This window comes from Chryseolinea soli (assembly GCF_003589925.1).
In the GTDB taxonomy this organism is placed as follows: domain Bacteria; phylum Bacteroidota; class Bacteroidia; order Cytophagales; family Cyclobacteriaceae; genus Chryseolinea; species Chryseolinea soli.
Window position 1 is genome coordinate 3,165,071 of record NZ_CP032382.1, and the last position, 12,423, is coordinate 3,177,493.

Consider the following 12,423-nt stretch of genomic DNA (forward strand, 5'->3'; position numbering starts at 1 on the left):
TCCCCGTTATTTTCAGCAACACCGGATCATCACTAAATTCACCTAAACAAAGCATCACCTTCATGAAGAACTTTCTCCCCAACACCCTCCTCACACTCCTTCTGGTTTGCCTCAGCATCACGACACTCCAAGCCCAGCTCACACCCTCCACCGCCCTGCAAGGCTACCTGAACAACGGCGACAAAACCTATCGCTGGGAAGTGAAGGACACGTACACACTTGGCGACGTGAAAGCCTATAGCTTGCTGCTCATTTCCCAACAATGGCACGAGTTCGTCTGGAGCCACCAACTCACTGTGTTGGTACCCGCAGAGAATCGTTACGACGGCGCCCTCCTGTTCATCACCGGCGGAAGCAACAACAAGGGTCTGCCCAATATGAAAGGCCGCGACGACGGCTTCAACAAATCCATGGCCGACATGGCCACCAAGAACAAGGCCATCGTGGCCGTGCTGCGTCAAACCCCGAATCAACCCCTCTTCAACGACCTCGAAGAAGATGCCTTGATCTCTTTCACGCTTCACAATTTTAAAGAAGATGGCGACTATTCCTGGCCGTTACTTTTTCCCATGGTGAAAAGCGCCGTCCGGGCGATGGATGCCGTGCAGGATTTTTCTAAAACTACCTTGCAGCACGACGTGAATCGCTTTCTGGTGTCGGGTGCTTCTAAACGCGGTTGGACGACGTGGCTCACCGGCGCCAGCGATCCGCGGGTGACGGCCATTGCGCCCATGGTGATCGATGTGCTCAACATGCCCGTCAACCTCGACTATCAAATCAAAATGTGGAAGGCCTATAGCGTTCAGATCGAGGACTATGTGAAGCTGGGCATTCCGCAAACGGCGCGCTCCGAAAAAGGAGAAGCCATCAACACCATGGTCGATCCGTATTCCTATCGCAAGAAACTGACCATGCCCAAGATGCTCTTCATGGGTACCAACGACGAATACTGGACAGTCGACGCCATCAAGCACTACATCGACAGCATCCCAGGCCAGAACTTTGTGCATTATGTTCCCAACGTGGGGCATGATCTTGGCGACAAGAAACAAGCACTCACAGCATTAAGCGCTTTTTTTGGAGAGACCCTGATGCATACACCCTATCCGTTGTGCACGCCGACGCTCACATATTCCAAGAAAGGCATTACCCTCAGCGTGAAAGCAACACCCGATCAACTGGTGGACGCCATCCTATGGACCACCGAATCGCCCGACACCGATTTCCGGAACGACAAGTGGTCGGGAAAAAGTCTGATGCTGAAAAAGAAAACGGCCGTGATCACGTCAACCCAGCCCTTTCCATCCTCTGGGTATCGCGCTTTTTATTTGGATCTGAAATACAAAGACCCCAATGGCGGTGAATACACGGAAAGCACGCGCATGTATGTGGCCGATAACGACGAAGTGTTTGTAAAGTAGTCAACCATGCAAAATCGTCTCCTCGTTTTCTTTTTTTTCTTTTGGGTAAGTTGCGCCGGCTATGCACAGCAAAATGCCGATGCCATTCGTTATGTGTTGCTCAATCCGTCGGGAGGAGTGTTGGTGGCAGCCCACCGCGCCGAACACCATCGCTACCCGGAGAATTCTTTGAAGGCCATTCAGGCAGCGATCGATCTGGGGGTTGATATTGTGGAGGTGGATGTGAAGGTTTCCAAGGACGGCGTGCCGTTTCTGATGCACGACAAGTCGGTAGACCGCACCACGAGTGGAAAAGGAGATCCGGAAGCTATGACTTGGGCCGAGTTGCAACAACTTTTCCTCGTGGATAAAGGAAAACGGACGTCATTAAAAATCCCATCGCTGGAAGAAGCGTTGACGGTAGCGTCGGGGAAGATCCTGGTGGACCTGGACCTGAAGACCGATCGCATCGACAACATCCTCCGGATCATTCGCAAAACGGAAACCAAAGACATCGTTTTCTTTTTCGACAGCGACTACACCGTGCTCTCCGCGATCCGGGCGGCCGATACCAATTTTATGATCATGCCGCGGGCCTATCGCTACACGCAAGCCGATTCGGCCATTGCGTTGTTCGATCCGCCGGTGGTGCATATCGATGACTCCTTCTACACACCGGAATGTATTCAATTGATCAAAAGCAGCTATGCCCGCGCCTGGATCAACGCGCTTGGCGAACCGGATGAAGCGATCCGGAATGGAAAGGAAAAACACGCCCTAAAAAAATTGCTGAAGTATGGTGCCAGTATCATTCAAACCGACGAACCTCAAAAGGTGATCCAAGCTTTAAAAGAAGGCGGATGGCGTTAACCTAAAATGATGACGATCATAAAAAAATCACGACGACAGAAAGTATGGCTGATCGCCCTGGCGGGAGCGATATTGCTTTCGTTCGCGATAAGCATAAAACCGGAAAATAGCCGCCCCTTGGTTTCGGCCCACCGCGGCGCATCGCGACAGGCCCCTGAAAATACACTGGCCGCGTTTCAGCTGGCTATGGACATGAAAGCGGATTTTGTCGAAGTCGATATCCGTACGACTTCCGACGGCACACAGGTTTGTCTTCATGACCGTTCCCTGAAACGAACCACCGGTGTCGATAAGCCCGTAAAGGATCAGACGATCCATGATCTTCAGGGTCTTTCAGCAGGCCAATGGTTTGATCAAAAATTTAAAAAGGAAAAAGTGCCGGTCTTGGATGAGGTATGCGCCCTGGTCAGCCAAAACAACAAGGCATCAGCTCACTATTGCCGGCTGTATGTGGATTGCAAAGACATTATCGCCACCGCCGTTGTGAAGACGCTCGCGCGCTATGCGTTGCTGGACTCTGCAGTTTTTTATGGCGACGAAGAAACGCTCTTAAAGATCCGCAAGGAACATGCTGCGGCCCGCCTCATGCCGTCGTATCCGGGCGCCGACAAAGTACGCGCGATAATGCTGTCGCTGAAACCATACGCTTTCGATATGGCCTGGCGTGAGATAACACCGGAACGCGTGACGCAATGTCACGCCGCCGGCATCCGCGTGTTCACCGACCTGTTGGGTGAAGATGACACAAAGGCGAACTATGAAAAAGCCATGGACGTGAATGTCGACCTCATTCAAACCGACGACGTTGCAGCCGTGCATGAGGCGATGATTCAAAAACGAAAACACTGATCATGACGTATCTGGATAAAACGATCCTTCTATTCCTCATTTTGTTGGTAAGCAACGGTTGCCGGCCCCCAACCACAAAGCCCCCCGGGCAATCGTTGCGAACCAACCTTATTTTTCCGCTACAGGACGAGCACGTTCATGGATCGACATTGGTAGAGCTGCCCAATGGCGATTTATTGTCGGCGTGGTTTCAGGGATCGGGCGAACGATGGGCCGACGACGTGCGGATCATGGGTTCGCGATTGATCAAAGGCGACACCGCGTGGTCGGCGCCCTTCGTGATGGCGGATACGTATGATTTTCCCGACATCAACCCCATCCTGTTCATGGACAAACAACAACGACTTTGGCTGATGTGGTATGTCGTGCTGGCTAACCAATGGGAGACGTCGTTATTAATGTATGCGCGAAGCGAAGATTATGATCAACCCGGCATGCCGGAATGGAAAACGAAAAATGTCTTACTGGTAAAAGTCGGCGACAAAACCGAACGCGGCATCCAACCCGACGACAAGTTTGTCCGTGAGGTGGACGATCAGTTGCATGAATACGAAGACTACCTGAAAACCACGTTGCTGCCCGAGGCTCCCGACAGCCTTCGGCAAATGCTCATGACCGATTGGAAAGCCTATCGAAATAAAATGGATAGCCTCGCGCGCGGCCGCAACATGCTGCGCAGCGGCCGGATCACTGACGATGCGCACGACACCTCGGTAAAATTGGGATATCCGCTCACCCGCAGACTGGGCTGGCAAACCAAGAACAAAGCGATCTACGCCGGCCATCGCTTGATCCTTCCGTTATATACCGACGGATTCGACGGCTCCCTTTTCGCGCTCTCGGACGATGATGGAGAACATTGGCAGTTCAGCAACCCCGTGCTGGGTGGCGCCGGCATCCAACCGACGGTTGCTATAAAAAAAGACAGCACGCTGGTGGCCTACCTTCGCGACAACGGCCCGCCGCCCCAACGCATGCAACACACGATGTCACCCGACAAGGGCATGACCTGGAGCATCGCCAAGGACGACACGCTTCCCAATCCCGGCGCGGGCTTCGACATGGTGACGCTCCCCAATGGGGACTGGCTCATGGTGTTTAACGACACTGAAGTGGAACGCTTCAACCTTTCCGTTGCCCTCTCCGACGACGAAGGCAAAACCTGGCGCTGGAAACGAAGCCTCGAAAACGACACCCGCACAAAAGACGCCACGTCAAGTCACTATCCTTCGGTGATCGCAGGAGCCGACGGCATCATACACGTGGTGTATAGCTATCATCGCGATGATGTCAAACCGGGGAAGACGATCAAGTATGCTTCCTTTCCGGTGGCCTGGATAAAAGAGAAAACGGCAACGCCTTAAAATCCGGTATGGATCAGGATGAAACGGACCCCGGAATGTATCAGGGCTTCGAAGATGGATACGCGAAGGAGGGAAGGGTTACACGGGCAGCTTGGTGACCATATACTTTTTGCGATATTCCACTGGTGTCAGCCCTTTTATCTGTTTGAACTGCCGGGCGATGTTTTTGCTATCGGTAAGTCCCAGGTCGAGCGCGATCTCGAAGATGGTCATATCGGTCTCCAGCAATTTCTGGGTAAATTTTTCGATGCGCTGGTTGTAGATGTATTCGTATACCGGGTAGCCCGTGGTTTGCATAAACCGTTTCTCGAGCGACCGTCGTGAGAGGGGGACTTCGCGCAGTACCTGGTCCACCTTCAGGTTTTTGTCGAGATTGTCGTGGATATATTTCAAGGCGTTCACGATATATTTATCCTTGCTGGCAAAGATGTCGGTCGATTGTCGCGTGATCACGTGTGTGGCTTTCACCACGATGTCGCGGGCGGTGCATGTTTTTTGGGTGATCATCTTCTCCATGAGCCGCGCGGCTTCATAGCCACATTTTTCGGCATCGAGGTTGATGCTGGAGAGGGGCGGATCGGAGAGGTTGCACAGCATTTCATCGTTGTCCACACCGAGCACGGCCACTTCGTCGGGCATGCGGATGTTGGCGTGACTGGCCGCTTCGGTGATGTGATGCCCTTGATTGTCGTCGCACGTCATCAGGGCAACGGGCTTGGGCAACGACTGGAGCCAGCGGCTGAGTTCGGAGGGTTTATAATACCAAAGATCGCGGCTGCGCTGTTCCTTGTGTTCATAATAGTGTACGGTGTAGCCCGCCTCCTTCACACGCTCTTCAAAACCTTCGGCCCGCTCGCGCGACCACACAATGTTGTTGAATCCGTAGAAGGCGAAATTTTTAAACCCCTTTTTCAAAAAGTAATCTGCGCCTAGCCGGCCCGTTTCATGATAGGCCCCGGTGATGTTGGGAATGCTGGTGAACCGTTCTTTAAAGTCTTGGGCAATCACTGGGATCTTTGCCGCGGTGAATTTATTCACCTCCTCATCGTTGTAGAATTGCCCGATAATGCCATCGGCGCCCCATTCATGCACCCACTCCAGGATGCCGTCGATGCCGATGGTCTCGCGGTAGTAGGGCGGCATCCGGCAAAACGTCCAGGGACCGTGATCTTTCGAGTACCGCGTGATGCCGCGGAGGAGGTTCTTATAGTATTCTTCGGAAAAGTCACTGAGTAAAATAATTCTGATCATAACCGTATCCTTAGCGTAAATGGCGCAAAATTTTCACAGATCACTTTATAACCCGTGGGCTGGGCGACGCCAACGGCAAGTCCCTAAACTCGGAATTTTCTTCGTTACTTCCATGCAAAATACCTGAACGTTTCAGAAAAATATCCCAACGCTCATGACCGTCAGTGCAGGTATCGGATGAATGTTGAATAGAAGGATTTTTCAATCGATGCCGTGCAACGCATCCAAAGTTTCTCGTGCAAACAACAATGATCGAGAGAACTTTTTAAAAAACCTTCCCTGTATAGTTAAAAGCAAACTTTGAATCAACCATCCTGTTCCTTCCTGCTCATGTCATGTTTAACGACAATGTCGTGAGGAGAGACATTCGGCGCCTGCAACTTTACGATGCTGTGAAGTATGTATTATGAAATGGGATGGATCTGTCTTATGAAAACGGCCATGTTTTTTGTGATTCGTTAATGATCGTTTCCGGACAAAGAGCGATGGGTAATATGCGCCAATTTATTTTCAATCGATGGACCCGCCACACCCGGTGACTTTTATCTGCTCGCGATGGATCAGGCATCCCAACTCGCGCGTATACCGGTCGAGCTCATCGAGACAGATTCTCAAATCGAGGATCGCTTGCGCGTGTTCATGTTCTTTCAAAAGATCAAGCCGGATAAGTTCCAGCAGCCCCAGCATGGTGGCGATCGGTTTTCTGAACCGGTGCGATATCGAGAAAGCCAAATGATTCAGGGCTTTTTGATAGTCTTCATTTTGAGAGGTGTTCAACATACGTTGGCGCCTAAGCGCTTTTTTTAAGTGTTCAGCATCGAAAGAGAATTAAAAGTGATTGACATGATAATAACCCGACGTGCATCACACGATCGGGTCAAAATGCCGGGTAGTCCCAGCCACTAGTTTGTAGCGCCTCCGTTGACCAACAGGTGCTGGCCGTTCACAAACGAGGAAAGATCGCTGGCAAAGAACTCCGCCACGTTGGCAACATCTTCCACTTCGGCAAGCCTTCCCATGGGGCAGCTATCGAGAAGTTGTTTCCGCAGCGCCGGGTAGCTGTCGGCCTCCACGAAAATCCCCGAATGATCCACCGCAAAGGGAATGATCGAGTTCACCGTCACACCCCGGTGCCCGATCTCTTTGGAGAGAATGTCCACCAGGTAACGCGGCGTGGTTTTGCTACCACCATAGACTGCCATCCCCGGAACGGGAAAAGAAGTCGTACTGGAAGCGATGTAAATGATGCGCCCGTTGTCCTCTATGTTGCGTGCAGCCTGCTGCAACGTGAAGTACGAGCCTTTGGTATTGATGGAAAAGACTCTATCAAATTGAGCCTCCGTAAACTCCGTCACCGGCGTCTCCACCAATTCAATCCCGGCGTTAGCCACCACGATATCGATTTTGCCAAAAGCCTTCTTAGCCTCCCCGAAGAGCCGCTCAATGTCAGCAACCTTGCTAACATCCGCCTGCACCGCGATCACACGGGCCCCCATAGCCTTGATATTACTCACCACCTCCTCAGCCGAAGCCTTATCTTTCGAATAATTGATCACCACATCCGCCCCCAACGCCGCATAACGTTCAGCAATGGCCTTACCCAACCCCCTGGCAGATCCCGTCACAATAGCGACTTTGTTTTTTAAACTGTTCATAATGATAAATGGATTTAAAGTTTTTAAATATGATACTAAAGATTAAAGGACTAAAGACTACTGACAACTGGCTCCCGACTCACGCCATCCCTCCATTGATCCCAATGTTCTGCGCCGAGATCCACTTCGCATCATCACTCGCCAAAAAGCTCACCACCTTAGCGATGTCATCCGGTTGTCCAATGCGATTGAAAGCCGACAAAGAAGCCAGCCGTGCAATGGTTTCGTCTGTTTTTCCCTTGGTGAACAACTCCGTGTTCGTGGGGCCCGGCGAAACAGAATTCACATTGATGCCCCGGCCGCCCACTTCTTTTGCGAACACGCGCGTCAGTTGTTCCACAGCGGCTTTGGTGGCGACATAGGTCGAATAGGTGGGCAACATGATCCGGTTCACGGAAGTGGAGAAGTTGATGATGGTGCCATGGTCGGCCAAACGGGTGGCCGCTTCGCGCAGTGTGTTGAATACACCTTTTACATTGATGTCGAATTGACGGGTGAAATCTTCATCGGTGGTGTCCTTCAATAATTTGGTGATCATCACGCCGGCGTTGTTCACCAGCACGTCGATCCGGCCGAAATGCGCCAGGGCGGTGTCGAACATTTGTTTTACCTCGGCGGACTTGCTCACGTCGGCTTGCACGGCGATAGCGTCGGTGCCTTTTGCTTTTAATTCGGCCACCAACTGGTCGGCACCGGCCTTGTCGCCGGCATAGTTCACAATGAGGTTGGCGCCATCGGAGGCCAACTGGCGGGCAACGGCTGCGCCGATTCCTTTGGAAGCGCCGGTCACCAGGATTACTTTTTCTTTTAGGGTTTTCATATGACTTTGTGTTTGTTGATGACACAAAGGTGGGCTACCGACCGGGCCCGGGACGTATGAGAATTACAGAATTGCTTATGAAATCTAAAGATCGGCCTTCGCGGCCTCCTTGCGGTAGAGTGCTGGGGTGGTGCCTGTGTTCTTTTTGAAATAATTGCTCAGGTGGGTGGCTTCCGAAAAGCCCAGCAGGTAGGCAATTTCTTTGATGGACAGCGAGGAGTTTTGCAACAACGATTTTGCCTCGGTGATGGTCTTCTCCATGATCCAGGTGCTCACGGTTTTTCCGGTTTTGCTTTTGATGACGTTGCTCAGGTAGTTGGGGTGTAGCCCTTGCAAGGCGGCGTATTCCTGCACGCGATACACTTTGTCGGTCTTGCCCTGCACCAATTGGCGATAGTGCGCTTCCAGGTTTTTGCGAAAAGTTTTTACGATCTGCGAACTGCGGTTGCCCTCGTAGATAGGATTGTAGTCGCTCCAGAAATATTCCTTGATCTTCAACAACAGGATCACAAAGAAGTTGCCGATGATCTTCTGCTTGTATTGCGACGGCCCGCGAAACGCATCATCGATCTGCTTATAGAGCAATTCAAATTCGGCAAACGCCTCCGGCTCCAACACGCGGGGCGACACCGTTTCCGACAACAAGAAGGGGAACTCCTGGAACACATCGCGGTGGACATTTTCTTTCAGGAAGTCTTCGGTAAACGTGATCAGCGTCACGTCTTCGAGGGTATTCCACACAAATGACTTGAAGTGGCCCGGGTTGGTAAAGTAGATAGTGCCGGGCATGGTTTTGAATGTGGAGTCGTCGGTAGTGTATTGTCCGGTGGCGTTCTTTACAAAAAGGAACGAGAAATAGCCGGGCCGGTAACCCAGAGAGGAGAAAGGCAATTGGGGATGGAGGGTCTTCAGGTTGTTGATGGTGAAGTCGCCCGTAGGGGAGATGCCGTCAACGGGCAACCCCATGGCCTGGTAGGTGTCGAATAAGTTGGCGAACGAGACGATCTTTTTATCCATTTTAAGGGCTTCACACAAAGGTATCGGAATTTTAGCAAACGATCCTTTGTTCAGCCGGCCACGAGGATGAGAAAAAAAATGTAACCCCATACAGGGCGTTACCGTTTTTACTACATTTGTAATCATCAGATGATATGATGACTATGCCCGACACACTTTCCCGAAAATCGCTTTCCGACGAAGTCGCCTCCCGTCTGCAGGAGAAGATTTCCCTGGGCCAATACAAGCCCGGCGACAAGCTCCCCATCGAACCCGAGCTGATGAAGCTCTTTGGAGTGGGGCGGTCGACCATTCGTGAGGCCATCCGGATCCTGGTCAACGCCGGGTTTCTGAATGTTCGTCAAGGACTTGGAACGTTTGTGGAGAATGCAGCGGGCAGCAACGAGCCGTTCGACCAGCGGCTCAAACGCGCGCGCATACAGGAAGTGGACGATGTCCGCGAACTGCTGGAACTAAAGATCGCGGAGAAGGCCGCGCGCAACCGAACGGAAAAAGATATCCGCACCATGGAAAAACACCTGGCCAACCGGAAGAAAGCCGCAGGCGAGGGGCGGTTGGAAGACTGTGTGGAAGCCGACATCCAGTTTCACGTGTCGGTGGCCGAAGCCACAAAGAACCAGATCCTGGCCGACCTGTACCGTGTGATCTCGGTGCACCTGAAAAAGGGATTCTTTCGTCTCTATAAAGATACCGAAGCATTTAAGGGAAGTCATTCCCTGCATGAAAAACTCCTCAAAGCCATTGTCGCGCAAAATGCCACACAAGCCGGCGACACCGCGGAGAAGATCATCGGCTATAAGTATAGCCATTAACCCAAAATGAATTTATAACTCACAGCATATTTCCCTCAAGATGAAAGCAGCGTCAGAGATGTCCCTCGCGGTCGAGCCGGCCGCCGTTCAGAAAACGGTTTACCCCATATTGTTCACCATCGCCTTCACGCATTTGCTCAACGACATGATGCAGTCCGTCATTCCGGCGGTGTATCCTTTGATCAAAGAACAGTTTAGTCTTTCCTTCACCGAGATCGGATTGACCACGCTCACCTTTCAATTGACGGCGTCGTTGCTGCAGCCCATTGTTGGATTTTATACCGACAAAAAGCCGTTGCCCATGTCGCTGGCCATCGGTATGAGCTTTACGTTGGTAGGACTTATTTTACTTTCATTTGCCAACAGCTTTGGCATGTTGCTGGCGTCGGTGGCGTTGGTCGGCATGGGATCGTCGGTGTTTCACCCCGAGTCGTCGCGGGTAGCGCAGTTGGCTTCGGGTGGACGGAAGGGACTTGCGCAGTCGATCTTCCAGGTGGGCGGCAACGCCGGCAGTGCACTGGGGCCTTTGCTGGCGGCGTTGATCGTGATGCCCTACGGCATGCACAGTGTGAGTTGGATCTCGGCAGCAGCGGTGCTGGGCATCACCTTGCTGTGGCGGGTGGGAAGATGGTACGAAAAACATTTGTACCTGAAAAAAGCGAAGGTCGTTTCCCAAGGCGGGCAACCGGCGTTGGCGAAAGGAAAAGTGATCGCAGCCATCGGCATTCTCTTGCTGCTGATCTTCTCCAAATATTTCTACATGGCCAACATGACCAGCTACTTCACCTTTTTTCTCATCGATAAATTTCACATCACCGCACAACAGTCGCAGCTTTATTTGTTTGCGTTCCTGGCGGCCGTGGCGCTGGGCACGATCATCGGCGGACCGTTGGGCGACCGGTTTGGAAGAAAGGTCATCATCTGGTTCTCGATTCTGGGCGTTGCGCCCTTCACCCTGGTGTTGCCTTATGTGAGTTTGTTCTGGACCGTGGTGCTCGCCGTCATCATTGGCGTGATCATCGCGTCGGCATTCTCTGCCATCCTGGTGTATGCCACCGACCTGGTGCCGGGCAAAGTAGGCACGATCGCCGGGCTTTTCTTTGGTCTTGCGTTTGGGATGGGCGGGCTTGGCTCTGCCGTTTTGGGAAATCTCGCCGACCACACCAGCATCGGTTTTGTATTCAGGGTATGTGCTTTTCTGCCCCTGATCGGTATCGTGACCGGTTTGCTTCCAAACGTGGAGCATAAGCGGTGACATAACGCGACCAGCCGAAAGCGACTCAATGTAAACGTTTTTGGAGACCTGGTTTTTTCTTTCAATATTAGGTGAACACAGAAGCGCTTAACCGTCGCCCATGGAAGATCCTGCATTTTTAGAAAAGATAAACAGGTTGGTATCTCAAACCGGCGAGCTGCTCTTCTGCCTTCACCCGGTTCACGACGAAACCATGACCGTGCCGGGGCAACACTCCCTCTATACCATTTTCTTTCTCGAAGAAGGTGAAGGCATGTACCACGCCGATTTTGGTGTCTTTCCCTTCAGGGGTCCCATGTTGCTGTTCTCCACGCCGCTGCAGGTGATCTACATGCAGGAGTGTCATGGCTTGAAGGGAACGATGCTCCAATTTCACGGTGATTTCTATTGCATCGAATATCACAAAGCCCAGGTGGGTTGCAACGGATTGTTGTTTAACAATATTTACATCGAGCCGTCTATTGCGCTCACGCCACCCGAGGTCAAAGGCTTCAAAAAAATTCTCGCCGACATGGAGGAGGAGTTTGCCGCACAGGTTCCCGATGAAATGGTTTTGCGATCCTATCTGCAACTCTTCCTGGCCAGGTCGAGCAGCGCCAAGCTTCACGCCCTTTCCACAAGCGACCCGAAAGAAAGGGACGAACAAATGGAGCAGTTCATGCAACTGTTGGAAAAAAATTTCCTGACGCTTCACAAGCCGAACGACTATGCCAATTTGCTGGCCATGTCGCCCAACACGTTCAGCAAACGGTGTGTCCGTTATTTTAAAAAAACACCGTCCACCCTCATCCAGGAGCGCCTGATCCTGGAGGCCAAAAAGAAGCTTCACCTGACGCGGCAAAGCATCAAGGAGATCGCCCACGCTTTGAATTTTGAGGATGAATCCTATTTCAGCCGTTTCTTCAAGAAGTTCACCAACGTCTCACCCCAAACCTTCCGCGACAAAACGGGGATTTCCATGATGGCCGATGTCGCCCCGTAGAACAATCGATTGTGAGGATTAGGTCGGTCGACACCCGTCGAATTTGTCCGGTACTCTTCCCGTTTTGTCCATGCGATGATGTGGACGCGCACACTACTTTTGACGTATAACTCACTGGCGACGGAGAAGTAATTCGTCAAACCAACGT

At 51.9% G+C, this 12,423-nt stretch carries 12 protein-coding genes; 7 read left to right on the top strand and 5 right to left on the bottom strand.

The window, feature by feature from the left end:
• The first annotated feature begins 62 nt into the window (after window positions 1-62).
• Genes D4L85_RS13670 through D4L85_RS13685 form a run of 4 tightly spaced genes read left to right on the top strand, consistent with a single transcriptional unit; the run spans window position 63 to window position 4,483 of the window.
• Window positions 63-1,421 (top strand): PhoPQ-activated pathogenicity-related family protein, encoded by a 1,359-nt coding sequence (locus D4L85_RS13670; RefSeq protein ID WP_119754823.1) that lies wholly within the window; start codon window positions 63-65, stop codon window positions 1,419-1,421.
• 6 nt (window positions 1,422-1,427) lie between these two features.
• Entirely contained in the window at window positions 1,428-2,270 is an 843-nt protein-coding gene (locus tag D4L85_RS13675; RefSeq protein WP_119754824.1) for a glycerophosphodiester phosphodiesterase family protein, read from the top strand.
• A 6-nt stretch (window positions 2,271-2,276) separates the two neighbouring features.
• Entirely contained in the window at window positions 2,277-3,119 is an 843-nt protein-coding gene (locus tag D4L85_RS13680; RefSeq protein ID WP_119754825.1) for a glycerophosphodiester phosphodiesterase, read from the top strand.
• A gap of 2 nt (window positions 3,120-3,121) precedes the next feature.
• Window positions 3,122-4,483 (top strand): sialidase family protein, encoded by a 1,362-nt coding sequence (locus tag D4L85_RS13685; protein ID WP_119754826.1) that lies wholly within the window; start codon window positions 3,122-3,124, stop codon window positions 4,481-4,483.
• 78 nt (window positions 4,484-4,561) lie between these two features.
• On the opposite strand, the gene D4L85_RS13690 is transcribed toward D4L85_RS13685, so the two are convergent.
• From D4L85_RS13690 to D4L85_RS13710, 5 genes are all read right to left on the bottom strand, one after another.
• Entirely contained in the window at window positions 4,562-5,734 is a 1,173-nt protein-coding gene (locus D4L85_RS13690; RefSeq protein WP_119754827.1) for an AraC family transcriptional regulator, read from the bottom strand.
• A 510-nt stretch (window positions 5,735-6,244) separates the two neighbouring features.
• Window positions 6,245-6,514, bottom strand: a complete 270-nt coding sequence (locus tag D4L85_RS13695; protein WP_119754828.1) for a hypothetical protein — start codon at window positions 6,512-6,514, stop codon at window positions 6,245-6,247.
• Between the two features lie 122 nt (window positions 6,515-6,636).
• The gene (locus D4L85_RS13700; protein WP_119754829.1) at window positions 6,637-7,389 is read right to left on the bottom strand and encodes an SDR family oxidoreductase; all 753 of its coding nucleotides are present in this window, start codon (window positions 7,387-7,389) and stop codon (window positions 6,637-6,639) included.
• Between the two features lie 79 nt (window positions 7,390-7,468).
• Complete coding sequence (locus tag D4L85_RS13705) at window positions 7,469-8,209, bottom strand: SDR family oxidoreductase (RefSeq protein ID WP_119754830.1); 741 nt, start codon at window positions 8,207-8,209, stop codon at window positions 7,469-7,471.
• An 84-nt stretch (window positions 8,210-8,293) separates the two neighbouring features.
• Window positions 8,294-9,226, bottom strand: coding sequence for an AraC family transcriptional regulator (locus D4L85_RS13710; protein WP_119754831.1), 933 nt, complete (start codon window positions 9,224-9,226; stop codon window positions 8,294-8,296).
• 134 nt (window positions 9,227-9,360) lie between these two features.
• Between D4L85_RS13710 and D4L85_RS13715 the strand changes: the two genes are divergently transcribed.
• The 3 genes from D4L85_RS13715 (at window position 9,361) to D4L85_RS13725 (ending at window position 12,275) form a co-directional block, all read left to right on the top strand.
• A complete protein-coding gene (locus D4L85_RS13715) occupies window positions 9,361-10,038 on the top strand; it encodes a FadR/GntR family transcriptional regulator (protein ID WP_228450885.1) in 678 nt (225 codons plus the stop codon).
• A gap of 40 nt (window positions 10,039-10,078) precedes the next feature.
• Window positions 10,079-11,293 (top strand): MFS transporter, encoded by a 1,215-nt coding sequence (locus D4L85_RS13720; protein ID WP_119754833.1) that lies wholly within the window; start codon window positions 10,079-10,081, stop codon window positions 11,291-11,293.
• 100 nt (window positions 11,294-11,393) lie between these two features.
• Window positions 11,394-12,275 carry a helix-turn-helix domain-containing protein gene (locus D4L85_RS13725; RefSeq protein WP_119754834.1) on the top strand — a complete coding sequence of 294 codons (882 nt, stop codon included), beginning with the start codon at window positions 11,394-11,396 and terminating at the stop codon, window positions 12,273-12,275.
• Window positions 12,276-12,423 lie beyond the last annotated feature (148 nt).